Raw genomic sequence first — 23,196 nt, 5'->3', positions numbered from 1 at the left:
GGAGGGTCCGGTGCGGGACGACGAGCGCATCCCCCAGACGCTGCCGGAAACGCGGCGCTCCGCGGGAATCCCGGAGCAGCAGGCCCGGCCGCACCCGGTGGACGGACTTGACGGCCTCAAGGCCGTGGCGGAGCAGACGCGGCAGGCAGAGCGGGCGGCCCACATGAGCGAGCACATCGAGCACACGCGACAGCACCACGACCCGCAGGACCGCAGCGGGGCGCGGGCGATGTTCATCGAGCTGCGCAAGCTTCCGGACGGCTCGCCGGAGAAGGCCGAGCTGCGCAACAAGCTGGTCCGGATGCATCTGCCGCTGGTCGAGCACCTGGCCCGGCGCTTCCGCAACCGGGGCGAGCCGCTCGACGACCTCACCCAGGTCGCCACGATCGGCCTGATCAAGTCGGTCGACCGGTTCGACCCGGAGCGCGGTGTCGAGTTCTCGACGTACGCGACCCCGACGGTGGTCGGCGAGATCAAGCGGCACTTCCGCGACAAGGGCTGGGCGGTCCGGGTGCCGCGCCGCCTCCAGGAGCTCCGGCTCGCCCTCACCACGGCGACCGCCGAGCTCTCCCAGCAGCACGGCCGCTCGCCCACGGTGCACGAGCTGGCGGAGCGCCTGGGCATCTCCGAGGAAGAGGTCCTGGAGGGCCTGGAGTCGGCCAACGCGTACTCCACGCTCTCCCTCGACGTCCCGGACACGGACGACGAGTCACCGGCGGTGGCGGACACCCTGGGCGCCGAGGACGAGGCGCTGGAGGGCGTCGAGTACCGGGAGTCGCTCAAGCCGCTCCTGGAGGACCTGCCGCCGCGGGAGAAGCGGATCCTGCTGCTCCGGTTCTTCGGCAACATGACGCAGTCGCAGATCGCGCAGGAGGTCGGCATCTCGCAGATGCACGTCTCCCGCCTGCTGGCCCGCACCCTGGCCCAGCTGCGCGAGAAGCTGCTGGTGGAGGAGTAGGCCCGGCGCAGGGCCTACCGGGCAGCGGCCTCTGGGACTGGAGCGCGTCCCAGGCAAGATCCGCCGGACCGGCCCTAGGGCTCGTCCGTCCCGCCCGCGCCCCGTACGCCCAGCGCCTGGGCCGTGGCCGGGTTGACCAGGAGCACGAGGCCGGTCACCGCGGCCACGGCCACCGCGATGCCCACCGGGATCGACGGCCCGTTCGCGGTGAGGAACATCCAGGCCACCGGGAGCGCCAGGATCTGGGTGATCAGCGCGGGCCCGCGGCTCCAGCGGCGGCGCAGCAGGAGCCCGCGCGCGGCCAGCAGCGGAATGAGGCCGAGGACGATCATGGTCACCCCGCCCGTCTCCGCCGTGCGCGGCTGGTGCGGCCTGCCCATCAGCCCGATGATCAGCATGTAGAGGCCGACACCGACCAGGGCCAGGCCCTCGATCGCGGCGATCGCGGCCGCCTGGGTGAGCCGGCGGGGGCGCGGCCCGGCCGGGTCGCCGGCGCCGTCGTGCTGCTGCTCGCTGTCGGGGTGCTGCTCAGTACTCACCCCAGCAGGGTAGCCCCGTACCCGAAGGATCTCGGCTGCGCCCGGGGAGGTGACGGGGACGTCACACAGGGGCGGGACTGCGCCCGGTACCGCCCGGTAGGTACCCTGGCGACCATGCGTGCACTTCTCGTGGTCAACCCGGCGGCTACCACCACCAGTGCCCGCACCCGTGATGTCCTCATCCACGCCCTGGCCAGCGAGATGAAGCTGGAGGTCGTGACCACGGAGTACCGGGGGCACGCCCGCGATCTCGGGCGGCGGGCGGCGGACGACAGCGACATAGACCTCGTCGTGGCGCTCGGCGGCGACGGCACCGTCAACGAGGTCGTCAACGGTCTGCTGCACAACGGCCCGGACCCGGAGAACCTGCCGAGCTTCGCCGTGGTCCCCGGCGGCTCCACCAATGTCTTCGCGCGCGCGGTCGGCCTGCCCAACGAGCCGGTGGAGGCGACCGGCATACTCCTGGACGCGCTGCGCGAGGAGCGTGGCCGGACGGTGAGCCTGGGCCTCGCGGCCGGCACGCCGGGCACCGAGGACGAGGGCGTTCCGTCCCGCTGGTTCACCTTCTGCGCCGGATTCGGATTCGACGCCGGGGTCATCGGCCGGGTCGAACAGCAGCGGGAGCGCGGAAAGCGCTCCACGCACGCGCTGTATCTGCGCCAGGTGGCCAGACAGTTCTTCTCCGAGCCGCACCGCAGACACGGCCCGATCACCCTGGAGCGGCCGGGCCAGGACCCGGTCGAGGACCTGGTGATGTCGATAGTGTGCAACACCGCCCCGTGGACCTACCTGGGCAATCGCCCGGTGTTCGCGGCTCCGGACGCGTCCTTCGAGACCGCCCTCGACGTGCTGGCTCTCACCAGGCTGTCGGTGTCCACGGCGACCCGTTACGCGACCCAGCTGCTCACCTCGACACCCGAAAAGGGTCCACACGGCAAGCACGCCGTCTCCATGCATGACCTCACGGACTTCACCTTGCATTCCAAGGCCCCGCTCCCCTTCCAGATGGACGGCGACCACCTGGGTCTGCGTACCAGCGTGACGTTCACAGGCGTACGCCGGGCACTGCGTGTGATTGTGTGAGTGGAAGGGCCGAAAGTCCTTTAACTCGAACGTTTGGGCTGGGCCCCACCCCATAGAAGTACGACTGTGACCCAGTCGACACCGAGGAATCAAAAAAAACTTTCCGGAAGGGGTTGTATCCGCCGCCGAGGTTTGCGAATCTCTACATGGCGATCGGGACGGCCCGCAACACCGGCCTCCGTGAGAGCCAGAACCCCTCCTCAACTTCGGACCACAACCAGTTCACCTGGAAGTCGGCCCTTCCCTTGCGGGGGGATTCGTGAAAGCGTTCACATTCACAAGCAACCGCATGAAATACCAAGAGAGGTAGCAGCCATGGACTGGCGTCACAACGCCGTTTGTCGTGAGGAAGACCCCGAGCTGTTCTTCCCCATCGGCAACACCGGTCCTGCGCTGCTGCAGATCGAGGAAGCCAAGGCCGTCTGCCGCCGCTGCCCCGTGATGGAGCAGTGCCTGCAGTGGGCGCTTGAGTCCGGCCAGGACTCCGGCGTCTGGGGTGGCCTCAGCGAGGACGAGCGCCGCGCGATGAAGCGCCGTGCCGCTCGCAACCGGGCGCGCAACGCGACCGCCTGATCCCCCCTCTGCCTAGGCCCGCGCGGCGCGTACAGCGAGTACGCACTCACCGCCCCCCGAGCCGCAGCGCGCAGCAGTAACCCACAGCATTCGAGCCCCGGACCGATCACTGGTCCGGGGCTCGCTGCTGTGTGCGGTGTTCACGAACGCGTACGTCCGATCGGGTACGGATGATTCCCCGGCCCGCTTCCCGGTCTTCCCGGTACGGGCTACTTCTCCGCCCGGACCGGTACGTCGAGGACCACCTGGGTGCCCCGCTCGGGGCCCGCCACCATGTCGAAGGCGCCGCCCAGTTCGCCCTCGACCAGGGTCCGGACGATCTGGAGGCCGAGGTTCCCGGCCTTCTGCGGGTCGAATCCCGCGGGCAGCCCGCGGCCGTCGTCGCGCACGGTGATCAGCAGCCGGGTGTCCTCGCGGGTGCCGCCGCGCACGGCGGAGACCTCGACCGTGCCCTGCTCCCCCGGCGCGAACGCGTGCTCCAGGGCGTTCTGCAGGATCTCGGTCAGGACCATCGAGAGCGGGGTGGCGACCTCGGCGTCGAGGATGCCGAACCGGCCGGTGCGCCGGCAGGTGACCTTGCCCGGGGAGATCTCGGCGACCATCGCGAGCACCCGGTCGGCGATCTCGTCGAACTCGACGCGCTCGTCCAGGTTCTGCGAGAGCGTCTCGTGCACGATCGCGATCGACCCGACGCGGCGCACGGCCTCGTTCAGCGCCTCGCGCCCCTCCTCCGACTCGATCCGGCGCGACTGGAGGCGCAGCAGGGCCGCGACCGTCTGGAGGTTGTTCTTCACCCGGTGGTGGATCTCCCGGATGGTGGCGTCCTTGGTGATCAACTCGCGCTCGCGGCGGCGCAGTTCCGTGACGTCCCGCAGCAGGACGAGCGAGCCGATCCGGGTGCCCTTGGGCTTGAGCGGGATGGCGCGCAGCTGGATGACCCCGCCACTGCCCTCCACCTCGGTCTCGCGCGGGGCGTAGCCGCTGGCCAGTTTGGCGATCGCCTCGTCCACCGGGCCGCGCGAGGGCGCGAGTTGGGCGGTGAGCTCGCCGAGGTGCTGGCCGACCAGGTCGGAGGCGAGGCCGAGGTGGTGGTAGGCGGAGAGGGCGTTGGGCGAGGCGTACTGGACGATGCCGTCCGCGTCCAGCCTGATCAGCCCGTCGCCCGCGCGCGGGGAGGCGTCCATGTCGACCTGCTGCCCCGGGAACGGGAACGACCCGGCGGCGATCATCTGCGCCAGGTCCGAGGCGGACTGGAGGTAGGTCAGCTCCAGGCGGGAGGGGGTGCGCACGGTGAGCAGGTTCGTGTTGCGCGCGATCACTCCCAGTACCCTGCCCTCCCTGCGTACGGGGATGGACTCGACCCGGACCGGGACCTCCTCGCGCCATTCGGGGTCGCCCTCGCGCACGATCCGGCCCTCGTCGAGGGCCGCGTCGAGCAGCGGGCGGCGGCCGCGCGGGACCAGGTGGCCGACCATGTCGTCCTGGTAGGAGGTGGGTCCGGTGTTGGGCCGCATCTGCGCGACGGACACGTACCGGGTGCCGTCCCGGGTCGGGACCCACAGCACCAGGTCGGCGAAGGAGAGGTCGGAGAGCAGCTGCCACTCCGAGACCAGCAGGTGCAGCCACTCCAGGTCGGACTCACTGAGAGCGGTGTGCTGGCGTACGAGGTCGTTCATGGAGGGCACGTCAGCGAGGGTACCCGCGCGGGCCGCGGCGCCGGGTCGGGACCCTCGGCCCGTCCGGCACCGCAGCCCGGATATTGCCGGCCGACGGGTGTGCGGTGCCCCTCGGCCTTACGGGAGGTGCCCGGCCCGGTCAGGGCAGAGAGTGCCGCGCACCTCGTCCGGTCTCCTGTGCGGGGAGGCCGGAGGTCTGCTGGCCATTGTGGACTAGACCATTCCTGGCTGTCCATCGGTTTGCGTTGACGCGTCCCGGCCACGGACGCCCCGGCCCAGGGTGCCACGTTCCGCGCCGTCATGCGCGATGCCTCCGAATGGCGGTCTCCGTATGCGTTCCGGAAACCCTCGCGGCCGACCATGACAGAAGGCGCGACAGCCGGTCGGAAGGCGGCCAACTCTGCTAGATTGGTCTATACCACATATCGGTTTCATCGGAACCGAACCCGTTACCGGGCTGGTCACCGGACACCAGTCCTCACGTCTCCAGATCGGCAGGCCCACGTGGAAGTTGTCATCGTCCCGGACGCCAAGGCGGGCGGCGAGCTCATCGCGGAGTCCATCGCGGCCCTGTGGCGCCGCAAGCCCGACGCCCTCCTGGGCGTGGCCACCGGCTCGACCCCGCTGCCCATCTACGACGCGCTGACGGCGAAGGTCGCCGCCGGCGGCGTCGACGTCTCGCGGGCCCGCGTCTGCCAGCTCGACGAATACGTCGGACTGCCGGCCGGGCACCCCGAGTCGTACCGCGCGACCGTGCTGCGCCAGGTCGTCGAGCCGCTGGGGCTCGCGGCCGACTCGTTCCTGGGTCCGGACGGCTCGGCGGCGGACGTCCAGGCCGCGTGCGAGGCGTACGACCGGGCGCTGGCCGAGGCGGGCGGCGTCGACCTCCAGATCCTCGGCATCGGCACCGACGGGCACATCGGCTTCAACGAGCCCTGCTCCTCGCTCGCCTCGCGCACCCGGATCAAGACGCTGACCGAGCAGACCCGGATCGACAACGCGCGCTTCTTCGACGACGACATCGAGCAGGTGCCGCACCATGTCATCACCCAGGGCATCGGGACCATCCTGGAGGCCCGGCACCTGGTGCTGCTCGCCACCGGCGAGGGCAAGGCCGAGGCGGTCGCCCAGACCGTGGAGGGCCCGGTCGCCTCGGTCGTCCCCGCCTCGGCACTCCAGCTCCACCGGCACGCGACGGTGGTGGTCGACGAGGCCGCCGCGTCCAAATTGAAGCTGGCGCACTATTTCCGCCACACCTATGCCAACAAGCCGGTGTGGCAAGGCTTGTAGTCGCTTTCGTCTGCGGACCGTGCTGGGTTGCTCGCGCCCACGCGGCGGAGCCGCAAATCGACACAGCCCCGCGCCCCTTAATGGGCCCTTCGGGCCCTCCTGTAGGGGCGCGGGGAACTGCGCGACCAGCCCAAGACGGCCCGCAGACGAACGACAGCCCCCGGCAGGGTTTCGGGAAGGGGCGGGGTGGGGGGTCAGACCCCCGCCACAACCTCCGCCGCCGCCCGCCCGCACACCCGCGCCGCGCCGTGCGTCGCGATGTGCAGACCCCCACGCGGCGGGGCCTGCGGAACCCCCATCTCGACCACCACCGTGTCGGGACGGGCGGCGAGCAGCCCGGTGAGCGCGGCCGACATCCACGGATGCCGGTGCTCGTCGCGCACGACCGCGACGATCCGCCGCGCCCCGGCCGCCGCGAGGACGTCCTCGGCGGTGCCGGACTCGTCGAACGTCCCCGTCCCCGTCCCCGGAACCAGCGCGGAAAGCTCCGCGGCCACCCCCCACGGCGTCTCGTCGCCGACCGCGATGTTCGCGACCGGGGTGAAGGCGGCCACGTACGGCGCGGAGTCGAGCGGGGCGTACCCGGGTGACGTGGTGACCCGGACCGCGCGGCGCGCCGCGATCAGGCCGATGTCGGTGCCGGGCGCGGTCCCCTCCTGCACGTCCGCGCCCGGCCCCGCAACGTCCCCCCTGGCCCGCCGGGTCCAGGACGCGAGGGCGCGCACCCGCGCCGCCGCGTCCGCCAGGCGTGACTCGGGCAGTTCGCCGGCCCGTACCGCGGCGACGAGGGCGTCGCGCAGCCGCAGCACGGTGTCCTCGTCCGCAAGGCCGCCGCCGACGCACAACGCGTCGGCGCCCGCCGCGATCGCGAGGACCGAACCGCGCTCGATGCCGTACGTCGAGGCGATGGCCTGCATCTCCACGGCGTCGGTGACGATCAGCCCGTCGTAGCCGAGTTCGTCCCGCAGCAGTCCGGTCAGGACACGCGGGCTCAGCGTCGCCGGGCGGGTCGGGTCGAGCGCGGGAAGAAGAATATGCGCACTCATGACCGACTTGGAACCCGCGGCGATCGCGGCGCGGAAGGGCACCAGTTCACGGGCGTGCAGCGTGTCGAGGTCCACGTCGATGCGGGGCAGCGCGTGGTGCGAGTCGACGGCGGTGTCGCCGTGGCCCGGGAAGTGCTTGGTGCAGGCGGCGACGCCGGCGGCCTGCAGGCCCTCGACGTACGCGGCGGTGTGCCGGGCGACCAGCTGCGGGTCGGCGCCGAACGACCGTACGCCGATGACCGGATTGCCCGGGTTGGAGTTGACGTCCGCCGAGGGGGCCCAGTTCAGGTCCACCCCGCAGGCGGCCAGGCGGCGGCCCAGTTCATGGGCGACGTCCCGGGTCAGCGCCGTGTCGTCGACCGCGCCGAGCGCGAGGTTGCCGGGGAACGAGGAGCCGGTGCGGACCTCCAGGCGGGTGACGTCCCCGCCCTCCTCGTCGATGGCGACCAGGACGTCACCGCGTTCGGCCCGCAACTGGGCGGTGAGCGCGGTCAGTTGCCCGGCCGAGGCGATGTTGCGGCCGAACAGGCCGACCGAGGTCAGGCCCTCCCCGATCCGGCGCAGCAGCCAGTCGGGGGCGCTGGTGCCGACGAATCCGGGCTGCAGGACGGTCAGGGCGTCACGGGTGAGCCCGTCTTTTGAATCGGACCCAGTGGTGCTGCGTGCGATCGTCGTCATGGGGCGGCGTCATCCCTTCACGGCGCCGGCCGTCAGACCCGCGGCCATCTTGCGCTGGACGAGGAGGAAGAGCGCCACGATGGGGACGGCCATCATGGTGGAGCCGGCCATCATCGGGGCGAACTCGGTGCCGTGCTGGGTGGTGAAGCTGGAGAGCCAGACGGTGGCGGTCTGGTGGTTCTGGCTCATCAGCATCAGGGCGTAGAGGTATTCGTTCCACGCCTGGATGAAGCCGTAAACCGAGGTGGCCACCATGCCCGGGGCGAGCAGCGGGAACACCACGCGGATGAACGCGCCGGTGCGGCTGCACCCGTCGACCATCGCCGCCTCCTCCAGCTCCTTGGGGACGTTGACGATGAAGCCGCGCAGCGTCCAGACCGTGAAGGGCAGGATGAAGGTGAGGTAGGTGAGGATCAGGCCGGACAACTTGTCGTACTGGCCGAGGTCGTTGAGGAGCAGGAAGACCGGGATGATCATCGCGACCAGCGGGATCATCTGCACCGCGAGGATGCCGATGATCACGATCTTGCGGCCCCGGAAGGCGAACCGCGAGATGGCGAGCGCCGCGAGCAGGCCGACCGCGACCCCGATGAGCACGACCACGACCGAGACGATCAGCGAGCGGCCGATCGAACCCCAGAAGTCGCCGATGTCCAGCGCCCGGCGGAAGTTCTCCAGCGTGAACGTGCGCGGGAAGAAGTGCGGGTTCGGGTCGATCGCGTCCTTGGCGGGCTTCAGCGCCGTGTTGAGCATCCAGTAGACGGGGAAGCCGGCGGTGGCGAAGACGAGCAGGCCGAGCAGGTTCCAGCCGAGCTTGCTCTTCTTGCGGCGCGCTCGCGCGGGCGCCGGTACGGAGGCAGCCACGGTTACTTCGTCCTTTCCGATCGCTGCGCTCACTCGACGTCCCCGATCTTCAGCATCTGGCGCATGTACACCGCGATCACACCGAGCAGCAGCAGCACGGTGAGCAGCGCGATCGCGGCGCCCTGCGAGTAGTCGTTGACCACGAACGCCTTGTCGTACGAGTACGTGGTGAGGAGCTGGAACTCGGGCTCCGGGTGGCCGCCGCGCATCACGAAGACCTGCGGGAAGACACCCATGTCCCAGATGACGGAAAGCGTCGCCAGCATCACGATGACGGGCTTCAGGATCGGCAGGGTGACGTGCCGGAACACGCCCCAGGCGCCCGCGCCGTCGAGCCGGGCGGCCTCTTCGAGCTCCTTGGGGACCTGGGTGAGGCCCGCGCTGAGCGTGATGACGACGAACGGCACCGCGCCCCACACCACGACCAGCATGATCACGGCAAGGCCCTGGGGGCCGCTGGCGAACCAGTTGTGGCCGTCCATGTCGACCCCGGGCAACCGGCTGAGCAGCCAGTTCAGTACGCCGAAGTCACTGTCGAACATCCACTTGAAGATGGTGATGGCGACGACGACGGGCATGCCCCAGCTCGCCACCAGGGCGATGTTGACGAGGGTCTTGACCCAGCCGGAGACCCGCTGGAGCAGCAGGGCCACCAGCATGCCGAGCACCATGGTCAGCACGACCGCGGTGAAGGCGAACAGGACCGTGCGCACCACGACGGTCCAGAACTCGTGGTCGCCCAGGACGTTGGTGAAGTTGTCGAAGCCGACCGACTCGGGGCTCTTGAAGCCCCACAGCTGCGGCTGGCCGAACTTCTGGAAGGACAGGGTGACCAGGCGTACCAGCGGATAGCCGAGTACGACGGCGAGCGCGAGCAGGCACGGGGCGAGCAGCGCCCAGGGCACCGCCGCCTGGCCCACGCCACGCTTTCTGCCCGGCCCTTCCGGCTTCCCCGGATCCCCACCCGGTCGTGGGTCGCGCCGCGCCGGCGGCACCTTGGCGGTGGTTGTCTCTGCGGCACTCATCGCGCGCTCCTAGCGGTCCCTCTCCGGTACTGGCCGGGCGAGGGCCCCGTCGCTGTCCGACGGGGCCCTCGCCCACAGGTCACTTGGTGTTGATGACCTTGTCGATCGCGGTGTCCGCGTCCTTCGCGGCCTGCTCGACCGACTTCTTGCCGGTGCCGATGGCCTGGAGCATGTCCTGGAGGACCTTGGCCTTCTCGACCTGGCCCCAGCCCGGCGCCATCGGCACGAACCAGCTGGACTCGGCCGCGGTGGCGGCGACCGCCGTCTTCGGGTCCGACTTCAGCGGGGCGAGCGCCGTCTTGTTGTTGGGCAGGTTCTGCTTGGCGATCAGGCCCTTCTGGCCCTCGGTGCCGGTGAACGCGTTGATCCACTCGGCGGCGAGGGGCTGCGCCTTGGACTTGACCGGGATCGCCAGGTCGGAGCCGCCGAGGAAGACCGGCATGGCCTTGCCGGACGGGCCGGGCATCACGAACGACTCGATCTTGTCGGCGAGCTTGCCGACCTTGTCGTTCTCCGGCAGCGCCGCGCTACCGCCCTCCCAGGCGGAGCTGAAGATCAGGTTGGACTTGCCCTGGCCGTAGACGATCGGACGGTCGGACTCGTCCTTCGTCTTGTCGCCGTGCATGTACTTGTCGAGGATGTTCTTGTACTCGTTCAGGCCCTTGAGGGACTCCGGCGAGGACAGGTTCGCCTTGAACTTGCCGCCGTCCTCCTTGGCGATGGAGCCGCCGGCGTCGTACACGTACGACATGGCCGCGTACCAGTCGCGGGTCGGCTGGTACCAGGCGCTGAACTTGTCGCCCTGCTTCGCCTGGATCTTGTCCAGGTCGGCGGTCAGCTCGGGGTACGTCTTCGGGGTGGCGGTGACGCCCGCGGCGGCCGCGATGTCCTTGCGCCAGGTCGCGGTGCGGCCACCGGCGTAGTAGGGGACGCCGTAGGTCTTGCCGTCGTACATGACCGAGGCCTTGAGGCCGTCGAGCCAGGCGGCGGAGTTGTCGAACTTCGACGGGTCGACCTCGGCGAAGGCGCCCTTGACCGAGTAGTCGAGCATCTCGGTGTTGCCCATCTCGACGACGTCGGGGGCCTTGTCGGTGGCGAGGACCGCGTCGAGCTTGGCGTTCTTGTCCGGCCAGCCGTAGTACTCGTGGCTGATCTTCAGACCGGGGTGCTTGGCGACGATGGCGTCGTCGGCGGCCTTGACCAGGTCCGGCCAGTTCTTCTGGGCGTCGACCGTGAGCCAGACCGTCAGCTGCTTGGCGTCGCCGCCCTTGGCGCCGTCGTCCTTCTTGTCGTCCGAACCACACGCCGCGACGCCGACCAACATGCCCGCGACGCCGATCGCCGCGATGAGCTTGCGCTTCACGCCACCCTCCTCAAGGGATGCTGCAACCCCCCGCCCACCGCGAAGACATACGACGAGTACTGCCTGTGGGGCTGGGACCTGGTCTTTAATGGTTTAGACCAGTACCGGGAGCTTGGCCTAGACCTTTAGGGGTGTCAAGGGTGTATAAGAAGGGCTGTCGCGTCCGTTATCGGACCGACACCTGGAAGGGAGGGGACGACCCGTGACCGGTCCGTGCCACCATGTGAGCCGCGACAGACGGAGGAGCCGGTGACGGCAGCAGCGCAGCACTCGGGAGGGCGGGCCATGGCCACCGACGGGAGCGGTACGGAGACTGAGGCGGGCGCCGGCGCCCGTACCGCTCGCGTGCCCAAGTACTACCGCCTCAAGCGGCATCTGCTGGAGATGACGGAGACCCTGCCGCCCGGCACCCCGGTGCCGCCGGAGCGCACGCTCGCGGCCGAGTTCGACACCTCCCGCACGACCGTGCGCCAGGCCCTCCAGGAGCTGGTCGTCGAGGGCCGCCTGGAGCGCATCCAGGGCAAGGGCACCTTCGTCGCCAAGCCCAAGGTGTCCCAGGCCCTGCAACTCACCTCGTACACCGAGGACATGCGCGCCCAGGGCCTGGAGCCGACCTCCCAGCTGCTGGACATCGGCTATGTCACGGCCGACGACACCCTGGCGGGGCTGCTCGACATCACCACCGGCGGGCGGGTCCTGCGCATCGAGCGGCTGCGCCTGGCCAGCGGCGAGCCGATGGCGATCGAGACGACCCACCTGTCCGCCAAGCGCTTCCCGGCCCTGCGCCGCTCACTGGTCAAGTACACCTCTCTCTACACCGCGCTCAACGAGGTGTACGGGGTGCGGCTCGCCGAGGCCGAGGAGACCATCGAGACGTCGCTGGCCACCCCGCGCGAGGCCGGACTGCTCGGCACGGACGTGGGCCTGCCGATGCTGATGCTCTCGCGCCACTCCCTGGACGGCGACGGCGAACCGGTGGAGTGGGTGCGCTCCGTGTACCGAGGCGACCGCTACAAGTTCGTGGCGCGGCTGAAGCGGCCGAACGACTGACCCGAGCCGACGCCCGGAACCGGCTGGGGGTCCGGGGGTCAGCCCCCGGGACAGCACAGCGTGGCGAGGCTGAAGCGGCCGAACGACTGACATATCCGGCGGCCCGGCCCCGGCCCCGCGTCCGGTATCCGGTACAGGGGTTCCCGGGGCGGGATTCCGTCCCCTAGATTGCCTGCGCATTACGCAGGTGACCAGCGAGGGGACGGAGCCACCACATGCCGCAGTCCACACCGGAGCAGAGACCGCTGATCACGCCCGTGCGCGTGGTCATCGCGCTCTGCCTGATCGCGCCCTTCGTGGCGATGCTCTGGGTCGGTTCGTACGCGAAGACCGACCCGGCCTTCATCGGGATCCCGTTCTTCTACTGGTACCAGATGCTGTGGGTGCTCATCTCGACCGCGCTCACCATGCTCGCGTACAAGCTGTGGCAGCACGACCAGCGCACCCGTAGCGGAGGTGCTTCGAAGTGACTCTCGCGGCAGAAGGCGGCGTCAACGGCGTCGCGCTCGGCGTCTTCATCTTCTTCTTCCTGGCCGTCACGGTCATCGGCTTCATGGCCGCGCGCTGGCGCAAGGCCGAGAACGAGCAGAGCCTCGACGAATGGGGCCTGGGCGGGCGCTCGTTCGGCACCTGGATCACCTGGTTCCTGCTCGGCGGCGACCTGTACACGGCGTACACGTTCGTGGCGGTCCCGGCGGCGGTGTACGCGGCGGGCGCGGCCGGGTTCTTCGCCGTGCCGTACACGATCCTCGTCTACCCGCTGATCTTCACGTTCCTGCCCCGGCTCTGGTCGGTCTCGCACAAGCACGGCTATGTGACGACCTCGGACTTCGTGCGCGGCCGCTTCGGCTCCAAGGGCCTCTCGCTCGCGGTCGCGGTCACCGGCATCCTCGCCACCATGCCGTACATCGCGCTCCAGCTGGTCGGCATCCAGGCGGTGCTCGACGTCATGGGCGTCGGCGGGTCCGGCAACTGGTTCCTCAAGGACCTGCCGCTGCTGATCGCGTTCGCGGTGCTCGCGGCGTACACGTACTCCTCGGGCCTGCGCGCCCCCGCGCTGATCGCGTTCGTGAAGGACGCCCTGATCTACATCGTCATCCTGGTGGCGATCATCTACATCCCGATCAAACTGGGCGGCTTCCACGACATCTTCGCCGCCGCCCGCCACAAGTTCGACACCCCGAACGCGGCCGGGAAGCCCACGGGCGCGCTGGTGCCCGGCGACAAGAGCCAGTGGACGTACGCCACGCTCGCGCTCGGCTCGGCGCTCGCGCTCTTCATGTACCCGCACTCGATCACGGCGACGCTCTCCTCGCGCAGCCGCAACGTGATCCGCCGCAACACCACGATCCTGCCGCTGTACTCGCTGATGCTGGGCCTGCTCGCGCTGCTCGGCTTCATGGCGATCGCGGCCGGGGTCAAGGTCAAGAACGGCCAGCTGGCGATCCCGCAGCTGTTCGAGGACATGTTCCCGGACTGGTTCGCGGGCGTGGCGTTCGCGGCGATCGGCATCGGCGCGCTGGTGCCGGCGGCCATCATGTCGATCGCGGCCTCCAACCTGTTCACCCGCAACATCTACAAGGACTTCATCAGGCCCGACGCCACGCCCGAGCAGGAGACCAAGGTCTCCAAGCTGGTCTCGCTCCTGGTGAAGGTGGGCGCGCTGGTCTTCGTCCTGACCATGGACAAGACGGTCGCGATCAACTTCCAGCTGCTCGGCGGCATCTGGATCCTGCAGACATTCCCGGCACTGGTGGGCGGTCTGTTCACCCGCTGGTTCCACCGCTGGGCGCTGCTCGCGGGCTGGGCGGTGGGCATGGCGTACGGCACGCTCGCCGCGTACGGGGTCGCCTCCCCCACCCAGAAGCACTTCGGCGGCAGCTCCAAGGAGATCCCCGGCATCGGTGAGATCGGCTACATCGGCCTCACCGCGTTCGCCCTGAACGTCGCCGTCACCGTGGTCCTCACGGTCGCCCTGCGGGCCCTGAAGGCCCCCGACGGCGTCGACGAGACGTCCCCGGAGGACTACACGGCGGACGCGGGCGACCCGGGCGTACAGAGCGAGCTGCCGCCCGCGACGGCGGGCTCCGCGCGCTGAGCCGACCCCTCGCCGTACGCACACGGGCCGCCGGGAATCCCGGCGGCCCGTTGTCGTGTTCTGAGAAGGCGAGTTGACGCTCTGCCACCCCGCGATCTCACCGCGACACAACATGTGGGGGTGCCGCGTCGGCCCGGCACAAGATGTATGCTCGTGCTCGCTGTCGCCGCAGGGGAATCCGGTGCAAATCCGGAACTGTCCCGCAACGGTGTACTTGTACGCATTCACGTACCTGGTCAGTCCGAGGACCTGCCGACAGCGCGCCCTGGCCGGCCGGCCCGGGTGCCAGACGTCCAGGGCCTCGCGGAATGGGCAAGTGGACGCGGCGTACCCCCGCAAGGGGTGTCTCCGTGTGCCCGCACGCTCCCCGAGGCCCCGTGCCGAGCGAGGAGTGCCCCCACGTGACCATCGCCCCAGCGGATCCCGCATCAGCGATCGAAGAGCCGGCGGATGCCCCCGGGACCGCCCTGCTGCGGACCCTGACGGACTTCACCGCCGATCTGCCGGACACCGACCCCGGCCGTGTCGCCGCCGCCGCGCTGCGCGGCCGCAACGCGCGCTCGGACGAGGCGGAGCTGCGTGGGCTGGCCACCGAGGCGGCCGCCGGTCTCATCTCCGAGGACCCGGCGTACTCCCGGCTCGCCGCCCGGCTGCTGACGGTCACGATCGCCGAGGAGGCCGCGACCCAGGGCTCGGTGTCGTTCTCCGAGTCGGTCGAGGTCGGCCACCGTGAGGGCCTGATCGCGGACCGCACCGCCGACTTCGTACGGCTGCACCGCGCCCGCCTGGACGCGCTGGTCGAGGCGTCGCTCGCGGAGGGCGCCGACGACCGCTTCGGCTACTTCGGCCTGCGCACCCTCTACTCCCGCTACCTGCTGCGGCACCCGATCACCCGCCAGGTCATCGAGACCCCGCAGCACTTCATGCTCCGGGTCGCCTCGGGCCTGGCCGAGGACGACTCGGTGCGCGCCCTGGACCAGGTCGCCGCGCTGTACGGCCTGATGAGCCGCCTGGACTACCTGCCGTCCTCCCCCACGCTCTTCAACTCCGGCACCCGCCACCCGCAGATGTCGAGCTGCTACCTGCTCGACTCGCCGCTCGACGAGCTGGACTCGATCTACGACCGCTACCACCAGGTGGCGCGCCTGTCGAAGCACGCGGGCGGCATCGGCCTGTCGTACTCCCGCATCCGCTCGCGCGGTTCGCTCATCCGGGGCACCAACGGCCACTCCAACGGCATCGTCCCGTTCCTGAAGACGCTGGACGCCTCGGTCGCGGCGGTCAACCAGGGCGGGCGGCGCAAGGGCGCGGCCGCGGTCTACCTGGAGACCTGGCACTCCGACATCGAGGAGTTCCTGGAGCTGCGCGACAACACCGGTGAGGACGCCCGGCGCACGCACAACCTCAACCTGGCGCACTGGATCCCGGACGAGTTCATGCGCCGCGTCGACGCGGACGGCACCTGGTCGCTGTTCTCGCCGGCCGACGTGCCGGAGCTGGTCGACCTGTGGGGCGACGAGTTCGACGCCGCCTACCGCAAGGCCGAGGCCGCGGGTCTGGCGCAGAAGACCATCCCCGCCCGGGACCTGTACGGCCGGATGATGCGCACCCTGGCCCAGACCGGCAACGGCTGGATGACCTTCAAGGACGCCTCCAACCGCACCGCCAACCAGACGGCGGAGCCCGGCCACACGGTCCACTCCTCGAACCTCTGCACGGAGATCCTGGAGGTCACGGACGACGGCGAGACGGCCGTCTGCAACCTCGGCTCGGTCAACCTCGGCGCGTTCGTGCTCGCCTCCGGCGAGATCGACTGGGAGCGCCTGGACGAGACCGTCCGCACGGCCGTGACCTTCCTCGACCGCGTCGTCGACATCAACTTCTACCCGACCGAGCAGGCCGGCCGCTCCAACGCCAAGTGGCGTCCGGTGGGGCTGGGCGCGATGGGTCTGCAGGACGTCTTCTTCAAGCTGCGCCTGCCCTTCGACTCCCCGGAGGCGAAGGCCCTGTCCACCAGGCTCGCCGAGCGGATCATGCTGACCGCGTACGAGGCGTCCACCGACCTCGCCGAGCGGTCCGGCCCGCTGCCGGCCTGGGACAAGACCCGCACGGCGCGCGGCGTGCTGCACCCCGACCACTACGACGTCGAGCTCAACTGGCCCGAGCGCTGGGCCGCCCTGCGGGAGCGCATCGCCGCGGTGGGCATGCGCAACTCGCTGCTGCTCGCGATCGCCCCGACCGCGACCATCGCGTCCATCGCGGGTGTGTACGAGTGCATCGAGCCGCAGGTCTCCAACCTCTTCAAGCGCGAGACGCTGTCCGGTGAGTTCCTCCAGGTCAACGGCTACCTGGTGGAGGACCTGAAGAAGCTCGGCGTGTGGGACGCGCAGTCCCGCGAGGCGCTGCGCGAGGCCAGCGGCTCGGTGCAGGACTTCAGCTGGATCCCGGCCGACGTGCGCGCGCTGTACCGCACGGCGTGGGAGATCCCGCAGCGCGGCCTGATCGACATGGCCGCGGCCCGCACCCCGTTCCTGGACCAGTCGCAGTCGCTGAACCTGTTCCTGGAGACGCCCACCATCGGCAAGCTGTCGTCGATGTACGCGTACGCCTGGAAGCAGGGGCTGAAGACGACGTACTACCTGCGTTCGCGCCCGGCGACCCGGATCGCCCGCGCCGCCCAGGCCAGCGCCACCATCCCCGTCCAGCAGGCGGCCCCCGACGCCGACGCGATCGCCTGCTCCCTGGAAAACCCCGAGTCCTGCGAGGCCTGCCAGTAATGAGCCCCACCGAACACAAGAACCTCCTCGACCCGGGCTTCGAGCTGACCCTGCGTCCGATGCGCTACCCGGACTTCTACGAGCGCTACCGGGACGCGATCAAGAACACCTGGACCGTGGAGGAGGTCGACCTCCACTCCGACGTCGCCGACCTCGCCAAGCTGTCCCCGGGCGAGCAGCACATGATCGGCCGCCTGGTCGCGTTCTTCGCGACCGGCGACTCGATCGTGGCGAACAACCTCGTGCTGACGCTGTACAAGCACATCAACTCCCCCGAGGCGCGGCTCTACTTGAGCCGTCAGCTCTTCGAGGAGGCCGTGCACGTCCAGTTCTATCTGACGCTGCTCGACACCTACCTCCCCGACCCGGAGGACCGCGCGGCCGCGTTCGACGCGGTGGAGAACATCCCCTCCATCCGCGAGAAGGCGCAGTTCTGCTTCAAGTGGATCAACGAGGTGGAGAAGCTCGAACGGCTGGAGACGAAGGCCGACCGCCGCCGCTTCCTGCTGAACCTGATCTGCTTCGCGGCGTGCATCGAGGGCCTGTTCTTCTACGGCGCCTTCGCGTACGTGTACTGGTTCCGCTCGCGCGGTCTGCTGCACGGTCTCGCCACCGGCACCAACTGGGTGTTCCGCGACGAGACGATGCACATGAACTTCGCCTTCGAGGTCGTGGACACCGTCCGCAAGGAGGAGCCGGAGCTCTTCGACGACCTGCTCCAGCAGCAGGTCACCGACATGATCAAGGAGGCCGTCGAGGCGGAGCTCCAGTTCGGCCGCGACCTGTGCGGCGACGGTCTGCCGGGCATGAACACCGAGTCGATGCGCGAGTACCTCCAGTGCGTCGCCGACCAGCGCCTGCAGCGCCTCGGCTTCGCCCCGGTGTACGGCTCGTCGAACCCGTTCTCCTTCATGGAGCTCCAGGGCGTCCAGGAGCTGACGAACTTCTTCGAGCGCCGCCCGTCCGCCTACCAGGTGGCGGTCGAGGGCTCGGTGGGCTTCGACGAGGACTTCTAAAGCGCCTATACGGTGAAGGGCCCCGCACCATCGTCGGTGCGGGGCCCTTCACCTGCGTACGAGCGTCTACGCGTTCGGAACGACCTCGTAACGAGGGGTGTTCTCCGCCATCTGACGCAACGCGTCCTTGCGGTCGCGCTTGGAGAGGCGGTCGATGTACAGGTACCCGTACAGGTGGTCCGTCTCGTGCTGGAGGCAGCGGGCGAAGTAGCCGGTGCCGCGCACGCGGATCGGGTTGCCCTCGGCGTCCTGGCCGCTGACGACCGCGTAGTCCGGGCGGGCCAGCTCCGCGTAGGCGGTCGGGACCGACAGGCAGCCCTCGTTGGACTCGTCCAGGACCCGGCGGTCGGCCGGCAGCTCCTCCAGGACCGGGTTGCAGACGACGCCCACGTGCCGTACGCCGTCGTCGTCCATGCAGTCGTAGACGAAGACCTTGAGGTCGACACCGATCTGGTTGGCGGCCAGGCCCACGCCCTCGGCGGTGCGCTGGCTGGCGAACATGTCGTCGATCAGCGCGGCCAGCTTGTCGTCGAACTCGGTGACGTCCTTGCACTCCTTGTGCAGCACCGGGTTGCCGACGACCGTGATCGGCCGGGACGTGCCCCGCGCGCGGTACGCCTCCTCGCGCTCCTCGCAGTCCTCCGTGTCGACGACGAACCCGTCGTTCTCGACCTGCTGGTCCGTCTCCTGCTGCGACATCTCCGCCGTACGCCTTCCTGGATTCCCGAGTCCGAACCCGTACAGCCTAGGGCCTGTCCGGCGGATCTGGTCGGCCTCGGCTCGGGATGACGCTTCGGCGCTGGTGAGCGGGGGGCTGGTGCGTCCAGCTGCAAGGCGGAGGAGGGCGGCGACGCGGAGCGTCGGCAACCGACGACAACGCCGCAGATGGGCGTGCCAGCCCCCCGCGTGCCGACCAGATCCGCTGGACAGGCCCTGAGGGCACCCTCAGCAGACTTCTTCGAGATCCCGCCACTCGCGGCTGTCCGGGCTGTCCGCGACCCAGCCGTCGAGCAGGCCGCGCACCAGGCCCGGGGGCGCCGCGATGCCGCACTCGCGCTCGGGCACCCACAGCTCGCCGGCGGTGCGGTGGCCCAGGGGGCCCGGGTGGCCCGGCTCGCTGTGGTCGTGCGGGTCCAGGTGCTCGCCGTCGCCCTCGTCGCTGGGCATCCGCGACTCCGAGCAGGCCCGGCACAGCAGCCGCACCGACGAGGACCAGTCCTCGGCGGCGAACCCGGCGTCGGCGGCCAGGCGCTCCAGGGCGTCCCGGTCGGCCTCGGTGGCGGCCTCCAGGAGCACCACCCAGGTCGGCACCGGCGAGGGCGCCCACAGTTCGATCTCGTCGAAGACGGGGAACGACGGCCCGGCCGCGACCGTGCGCTCGCCGTGCGGCACCCCGTCGTGCAGCACCACTTCGCCCCAGCGCCGCCCGGACGACGGCAGCGGGATCGACAGCACCTCGATGCGCGCCGGGTCCAGCCTGCGGCCCCACACGACCTCGGCCTCGCCCTCCGGGGAGAGCCGCACGGCCGCGCTGCCCAGCTCCATGCCGGACGGCTCGCCGGTGCCGGTGGCGGTCTCCTGGTAGCCGCGCACCTTGAGGCCGTACGCCTGCCAGGCGCGGCGGGCCAGCGGCCAGTCCTGCAGGGCGGTGGCGGCGATGCCGACGTTCCACCAGTCGGGGGCGCCGGTCTCCTTGTCGAGCAGCGCGACGGCCCGCAGGCCCGCGGCACGCGCCTGTTCCCAGTCGTGCCGGAACTTGTGCAGCAGCGCCAGGTTGAACCAGGACTCGGAGAGCCAGGGCTCCAGGTCGGCGGCGCGCGTCAGCAGCGCGCCGGCGTCCTCGTACCTGCCGTCGCCGATCAGCGTGAACGCACGGTCCGTGGCCTGCCGCCACGAGGCGGAGGGCCGGTGCCGTCCCTTGCCGAAGATCCTCACGATTCCCGCCTGCCCAGACCGACCTGCCTCCGGTCTTTCGTCGCCCAGTTTTCTGGGTTCTTTCGCATCCAACCATGCCCGGCCGGAAGGCCGCTCATTACTCCTGGGTTACCCAGGAGCCACGGACGTAAGACGCCCGGCCCCGCTCGCGCCGCCACCCCTCAGCCGGGGCCCTGCGGGCCGCCCCGCTGATGGGCCAGGACCCGGGCCAACGATTCCACGACCTCGGGCTGGTAGTCGCGTCCGGTACCGAGTCGCAGTTGCTCCAGGGCGCTCAGAGAGCCCCCCGGGCGCCCCTGCGCGCCCGCGAGGTCGTCGTAGGCGTTGACGGCCCGCACGATCCGGGCGGGCAGCGGCTGCTCGCGGTACGGGTCGGCCTGGCGCTCCACGATCACCGCCACCTCGGCGGGTACCCCGGTCTGGCGCACCACCGCCCCGCCGAGCAGGGCGATCCGGCGCTGTTCGGCCGGGGGCAGCGGCGCGGTGGCCCCGGCGGGCACCGGGTCGACGAGCGAGAGCTGCCCGATGTCGTGCATGAGGGCCGCGTACTCCAGGACGGCGAGATCGGCCTCACCGAGCCCCAGCTCGCGCCCCACGGCCCGGCTGAGCCGCGCGACCCGGCGGGCGTGGCCCGGCCGGGTGTACCCGGCGATCTCGGTGGCTCGGGCGAGCGAGGTGATGGTCTGCAGGTAGGTGACGCGGACCGCCGCGTACCGCCGGAACGCCAGCTGGGTCAGCAGCAGCGGTACGCAGAACACCGGCAGCGCCCACAGCCCGGCCGCCGCGACCGCGAGCGCGATCACGGCGCCGGTCGCGCACACCGCCGAGCCGATGCCGAGCAGCGCGCGCAGCTCGTCGCGCAGGACGGGCGCGTACGGGAAGGAGGTGCGGGCCCGCAGCAGCGCGGCGGTGAGCACCGCGTCGCACAGCGCGGTGAGCACCAGGACGAGCAGCAGGAAGAGCGCGTAGTACGGGCCGTCGCCGGTCCAGCGCGCCAGGGTTCCGGAGTTGTACAGCGGCTGGAAGCAGGCGGCCGCGAAGGCCACCGTCAGCACCCGCCGGGCCACCTGGTCCGGGCTCGGGCCCCGACCCAGCGCCACATGGGGCACGGCGCCCACCAGCGCGGCCGCGAGCACCACGGCGACGACCTGGAGGACGCCGTGGTGGGTGGTGGTGCCGCCGTTCTCGCCGAGCAGCGCGTACGCGAGGGCCCCGGCCGCGCCGAGCGGCGCGGACTCGCGCTCCTGCTCCCGGTCCTGGCCAGGGGCCCGCCACCGGGCCAGCTCACCGACGGCCACCAGCGTCCCGAAGGCGAGCGCGATCCCGGGCTCCACCACCCCGCACCACAGGGTCCGCCCCAGCGCCCACACGGCGAGCGCGGCGGCGGCCCCGTACACGGCGACGACGGTGAACGGCACGCGGTGGGCACGGGTGCGGTGCGAGGGCGTGCGGTGCGGGCGGGTGCGGCGCGGTGGTCTTCGCCACGCGCGCGTGCGCGTGTGCCGCGCTCCCGCGAGCCCCGCGCGCGTACGGTACGGCCGCCACCACGCGCGCGTGGCGGACGCCCGGTCGGGCTCGTGCGTCACCCGCCACCGCCGCACCCGGCCGCCCCGCGCGGAACCCCCGTCAGCACCTGCCCGTTCGAGTCAGCAGGGGGACGCACCGCCGAGACGTTTCCGCGCCCCTCACGTGCGCCCCGGTCCGGCTCGTCCGCCGTGACCGCCGGGTGCCAGCCGTGCCGCTCCACGGCGCGCACCAGCGCCCGCACCATCCGCGGGTCGAACTGGCGCCCGGCGCACCGCTCCAGCTCCTCGACGGCCGCCTCGACGGGCCGGGCGCGCCGGTAGGAGCGGGTCGACGTCATCGCGTCGAAGGCGTCGGCGACGGCCACCACGCGCGCGAACTCGGGGATCTGGGGCCCCGCGAGACCGTACGGGTAGCCGCTGCCGTCGAGCCGTTCGTGGTGGTGCAGGATCGCGGCGCGCGCCTCCCCGAGGAAGCCGATGCCGCGCACCATCTCATGGCCGTACTCGGGGTGCAGCTCGATCACCGCGCGCTCCTGCGGGGTCAGCGGGCCCTCCTTGCGCAGCAGCCGGGTGGGCACGCCCAGCTTGCCCACGTCGTGCAGGATCCCGGCGAACCGCAGCACCTCCAACCGGCCCTCCGCCATGCCGAGTTCGCGCGCGATCAGCACCGAGGCGAGGCCGACGCGCTCGCTGTGGCCGCGGGTGTAGGTGTCCTTGATGTCGACGGCCTGGACCAGGGCGCGGATGGTCGCCCGGTGGGCGGCGTGCTCGCGGTGGTACTGCGCGAAGACCCAGCACGAGACGTACATCGGCAGCAGGACGAGCAGCGCCGAGGGCGGCCCGTACCGGCTGCGCCAGAGCACGGCCATCATCAGCCCGGCGAGGCCGTGCACGCAGTACGGGGCCAGCGAGCGCAGCAGCAGCCCGCGCCAGGCGGTGCGGGCGGGCAGCCGCTCGGCGGTCCACAGGATCAGCCCGTCGAGGGCCGTGAGCACCAGACAGAAGACGAGAGCCGCCACCCCGGCGGGCAGCAGGGCGTACGGGAAGTCGGGCGCGGGCGTGCGAGCCGCGGAGCCCAGCGCCGCGCGCCCGCCGAGCAGTTCGTGCGCCCCGGCCGCGGCGCACACGGCGAGCGCCAGTTGGGCGGCCCGCCAGACGCGGCGTGCGGCCCTGGGCGGCTCCTCGACGGGCGCGAGCAGCGCGCCGGGGACGGCGACCAGCGCGGCGGCGGCAGGGGGCAGCAGGAACGCGGCGGCGAGCAGGACGGGGAAGAACGAGCCGGACACCGGCGGGACGCTGGTCCGGCCGAGCAGCAGCGGGCAGCGCGCGGGCCACTCGCAGAGCGCGTAGAGACCCGCGAGCAGCCCCAGCGCGCCCCAGGGGACGGGCCCCAGCGCCACGGGCAGCGCGCACGCCCCCGCGGCCACGACAGCGCCCAGGAGCGCGGCACGCGCCCCCCATGGCATGGTCCGTGGCTGCGATCCGTCCATGGCGCGCCTCCCTCCTGCTCCGGATCGGGAGGATAGGCCCGCGCGGATCGGCGAGTAGGCGCATTGTCGGATTGAACCGTTTTCGGTCCCGCCGGATTAGCACCTTCGAGTGACGAAAGGGGCCGCAACGCATGGTTGCGACCCCTTCTGTTCAGCCTTGTATCGGCTCGGGCTCGTATCGGCTCGGCCATTTATCGGCCGGTCCCGCA

At 70.9% G+C, this 23,196-nt stretch carries 19 protein-coding genes and 1 riboswitch; of the genes, 9 read left to right on the top strand and 10 right to left on the bottom strand.

The window, feature by feature from the left end; genetic code table 11:
- Positions 1-10: 10 nt before the first annotated feature.
- Positions 11-958 carry an RNA polymerase sigma factor SigF gene (locus ACGFRG_RS26770; protein ID WP_393267923.1) on the top strand — a complete coding sequence of 316 codons (948 nt, stop codon included), beginning with the start codon at positions 11-13 and terminating at the stop codon, positions 956-958.
- Between the two features lie 74 nt (positions 959-1,032).
- On the opposite strand, the gene ACGFRG_RS26765 is transcribed toward ACGFRG_RS26770, so the two are convergent.
- Positions 1,033-1,497 carry a hypothetical protein gene (locus ACGFRG_RS26765; RefSeq protein ID WP_361433312.1) on the bottom strand — a complete coding sequence of 155 codons (465 nt, stop codon included), beginning with the start codon at positions 1,495-1,497 and terminating at the stop codon, positions 1,033-1,035.
- A gap of 114 nt (positions 1,498-1,611) precedes the next feature.
- Here ACGFRG_RS26765 and ACGFRG_RS26760 point away from each other — a divergent pair, with 114 nt between their 5' ends.
- Together ACGFRG_RS26760 and ACGFRG_RS26755 are read left to right on the top strand one after the other, a co-directional pair.
- Entirely contained in the window at positions 1,612-2,580 is a 969-nt protein-coding gene (locus ACGFRG_RS26760; protein ID WP_361433310.1) for a diacylglycerol kinase family protein, read from the top strand.
- 315 nt (positions 2,581-2,895) lie between these two features.
- Positions 2,896-3,153 carry a WhiB family transcriptional regulator gene (locus ACGFRG_RS26755; RefSeq protein WP_004937597.1) on the top strand — a complete coding sequence of 86 codons (258 nt, stop codon included), beginning with the start codon at positions 2,896-2,898 and terminating at the stop codon, positions 3,151-3,153.
- A 209-nt stretch (positions 3,154-3,362) separates the two neighbouring features.
- On the opposite strand, the gene ACGFRG_RS26750 is transcribed toward ACGFRG_RS26755, so the two are convergent.
- Positions 3,363-4,829 carry a PAS domain-containing sensor histidine kinase gene (locus tag ACGFRG_RS26750; RefSeq protein ID WP_361433371.1) on the bottom strand — a complete coding sequence of 489 codons (1,467 nt, stop codon included), beginning with the start codon at positions 4,827-4,829 and terminating at the stop codon, positions 3,363-3,365.
- 504 nt (positions 4,830-5,333) lie between these two features.
- Here ACGFRG_RS26750 and nagB point away from each other — a divergent pair.
- Positions 5,334-6,119 carry a glucosamine-6-phosphate deaminase gene (gene nagB, locus ACGFRG_RS26745; protein WP_361433307.1) on the top strand — a complete coding sequence of 262 codons (786 nt, stop codon included), beginning with the start codon at positions 5,334-5,336 and terminating at the stop codon, positions 6,117-6,119.
- A 194-nt stretch (positions 6,120-6,313) separates the two neighbouring features.
- Here the strand turns inward: nagB and ACGFRG_RS26740 are convergent, their stop codons facing one another.
- The 4 genes from ACGFRG_RS26740 to ACGFRG_RS26725 all read right to left on the bottom strand — a co-directional run bounded on the left by ACGFRG_RS26740 (position 6,314) and on the right by ACGFRG_RS26725 (position 11,095).
- Positions 6,314-7,843, bottom strand: a complete 1,530-nt coding sequence (locus ACGFRG_RS26740) for a glycoside hydrolase family 3 protein (RefSeq protein ID WP_393267918.1) — start codon at positions 7,841-7,843, stop codon at positions 6,314-6,316.
- Positions 7,844-7,852: 9 nt separating this feature from the next.
- Complete coding sequence (locus ACGFRG_RS26735; protein ID WP_361430667.1) at positions 7,853-8,707, bottom strand: carbohydrate ABC transporter permease; 855 nt, start codon at positions 8,705-8,707, stop codon at positions 7,853-7,855.
- 29 nt (positions 8,708-8,736) lie between these two features.
- Positions 8,737-9,732: a sugar ABC transporter permease gene (locus tag ACGFRG_RS26730; RefSeq protein ID WP_361430665.1), complete on the bottom strand. Its 996-nt coding sequence runs from the start codon at positions 9,730-9,732 to the stop codon at positions 8,737-8,739.
- Positions 9,733-9,811: 79 nt separating this feature from the next.
- A complete protein-coding gene (locus ACGFRG_RS26725) occupies positions 9,812-11,095 on the bottom strand; it encodes an extracellular solute-binding protein (RefSeq protein ID WP_361430664.1) in 1,284 nt (427 codons plus the stop codon).
- A 285-nt stretch (positions 11,096-11,380) separates the two neighbouring features.
- On the opposite strand from ACGFRG_RS26725, the gene ACGFRG_RS26720 reads away from it, so the two are divergent.
- The 5 genes from ACGFRG_RS26720 to ACGFRG_RS26700 all read left to right on the top strand — a co-directional run bounded on the left by ACGFRG_RS26720 (position 11,381) and on the right by ACGFRG_RS26700 (position 18,036).
- Positions 11,381-12,145, top strand: coding sequence for a GntR family transcriptional regulator (locus ACGFRG_RS26720; protein WP_361430663.1), 765 nt, complete (start codon positions 11,381-11,383; stop codon positions 12,143-12,145).
- 215 nt (positions 12,146-12,360) lie between these two features.
- Positions 12,361-12,615, top strand: a complete 255-nt coding sequence (locus ACGFRG_RS26715; protein ID WP_393267912.1) for a DUF3311 domain-containing protein — start codon at positions 12,361-12,363, stop codon at positions 12,613-12,615.
- Positions 12,612-14,243, top strand: coding sequence for a monocarboxylate uptake permease MctP (mctP, locus tag ACGFRG_RS26710; RefSeq protein WP_393267909.1), 1,632 nt, complete (start codon positions 12,612-12,614; stop codon positions 14,241-14,243). Before ACGFRG_RS26715 ends, mctP begins: the two co-directional genes overlap by 4 nt.
- A 112-nt stretch (positions 14,244-14,355) precedes the next feature.
- Positions 14,356-14,515, top strand: a riboswitch (cobalamin riboswitch).
- 129 nt (positions 14,516-14,644) lie between these two features.
- Positions 14,645-17,020 carry a ribonucleoside-diphosphate reductase subunit alpha gene (locus tag ACGFRG_RS26705; RefSeq protein ID WP_361430660.1) on the top strand — a complete coding sequence of 792 codons (2,376 nt, stop codon included), beginning with the start codon at positions 14,645-14,647 and terminating at the stop codon, positions 17,018-17,020.
- Entirely contained in the window at positions 17,020-18,036 is a 1,017-nt protein-coding gene (locus ACGFRG_RS26700) for a ribonucleotide-diphosphate reductase subunit beta (RefSeq protein ID WP_361430658.1), read from the top strand. Before ACGFRG_RS26705 ends, ACGFRG_RS26700 begins: the two co-directional genes overlap by 1 nt.
- Positions 18,037-18,102: 66 nt before the next feature.
- Here the strand turns inward: ACGFRG_RS26700 and def are convergent, their stop codons facing one another.
- The 4 genes from def to ACGFRG_RS26680 form a co-directional block, all read right to left on the bottom strand.
- A complete protein-coding gene (gene def, locus ACGFRG_RS26695) occupies positions 18,103-18,735 on the bottom strand; it encodes a peptide deformylase (RefSeq protein ID WP_361430657.1) in 633 nt (210 codons plus the stop codon).
- Between the two features lie 246 nt (positions 18,736-18,981).
- Entirely contained in the window at positions 18,982-19,971 is a 990-nt protein-coding gene (locus ACGFRG_RS26690) for a hypothetical protein (RefSeq protein WP_361430656.1), read from the bottom strand.
- 161 nt (positions 19,972-20,132) lie between these two features.
- On the bottom strand, positions 20,133-21,389 hold the full coding sequence (locus ACGFRG_RS26685; RefSeq protein WP_393267997.1) for an HD-GYP domain-containing protein: 1,257 nt from the start codon (positions 21,387-21,389) through the stop codon (positions 20,133-20,135).
- 164 nt (positions 21,390-21,553) lie between these two features.
- A complete protein-coding gene (locus ACGFRG_RS26680; RefSeq protein ID WP_393267905.1) occupies positions 21,554-22,987 on the bottom strand; it encodes an HD-GYP domain-containing protein in 1,434 nt (477 codons plus the stop codon).
- Positions 22,988-23,196: the final 209 nt, after the last annotated feature.

It is taken from the genome of Streptomyces sp. NPDC048696 (assembly GCF_043198895.1).
Classification (GTDB): Bacteria; Actinomycetota; Actinomycetes; order Streptomycetales; family Streptomycetaceae; genus Streptomyces.
The sequence above is the reverse complement of the archived record's forward strand: the minus strand, read 5'-3'. Positions and strand labels throughout refer to the sequence as shown.

Excerpts from the sequence above, each read along its gene's own strand:
- ACGFRG_RS26760 (WP_361433310.1), top strand. The coding sequence starts at position 1,612 with ATGCGTGCACTTCTCGTGGTCAACCCGGCGGCTACCACCACCAGTGCC.
- ACGFRG_RS26755 (WP_004937597.1), top strand. The coding sequence starts at position 2,896 with ATGGACTGGCGTCACAACGCCGTTTGTCGTGAGGAAGACCCCGAGCTG.
- ACGFRG_RS26750 (WP_361433371.1), bottom strand. The coding sequence starts at position 4,829 with ATGAACGACCTCGTACGCCAGCACACCGCTCTCAGTGAGTCCGACCTG.
- ACGFRG_RS26740 (WP_393267918.1), bottom strand. The coding sequence starts at position 7,843 with ATGACGACGATCGCACGCAGCACCACTGGGTCCGATTCAAAAGACGGG.
- ACGFRG_RS26730 (WP_361430665.1), bottom strand. The coding sequence starts at position 9,732 with ATGAGTGCCGCAGAGACAACCACCGCCAAGGTGCCGCCGGCGCGGCGC.
- ACGFRG_RS26720 (WP_361430663.1), top strand. The coding sequence starts at position 11,381 with ATGGCCACCGACGGGAGCGGTACGGAGACTGAGGCGGGCGCCGGCGCC.
- ACGFRG_RS26715 (WP_393267912.1), top strand. The coding sequence starts at position 12,361 with ATGCCGCAGTCCACACCGGAGCAGAGACCGCTGATCACGCCCGTGCGC.
- ACGFRG_RS26700 (WP_361430658.1), top strand. The coding sequence starts at position 17,020 with ATGAGCCCCACCGAACACAAGAACCTCCTCGACCCGGGCTTCGAGCTG.
- def (WP_361430657.1), bottom strand. The coding sequence starts at position 18,735 with ATGTCGCAGCAGGAGACGGACCAGCAGGTCGAGAACGACGGGTTCGTC.
- ACGFRG_RS26680 (WP_393267905.1), bottom strand. The coding sequence starts at position 22,987 with ATGGACGGATCGCAGCCACGGACCATGCCATGGGGGGCGCGTGCCGCG.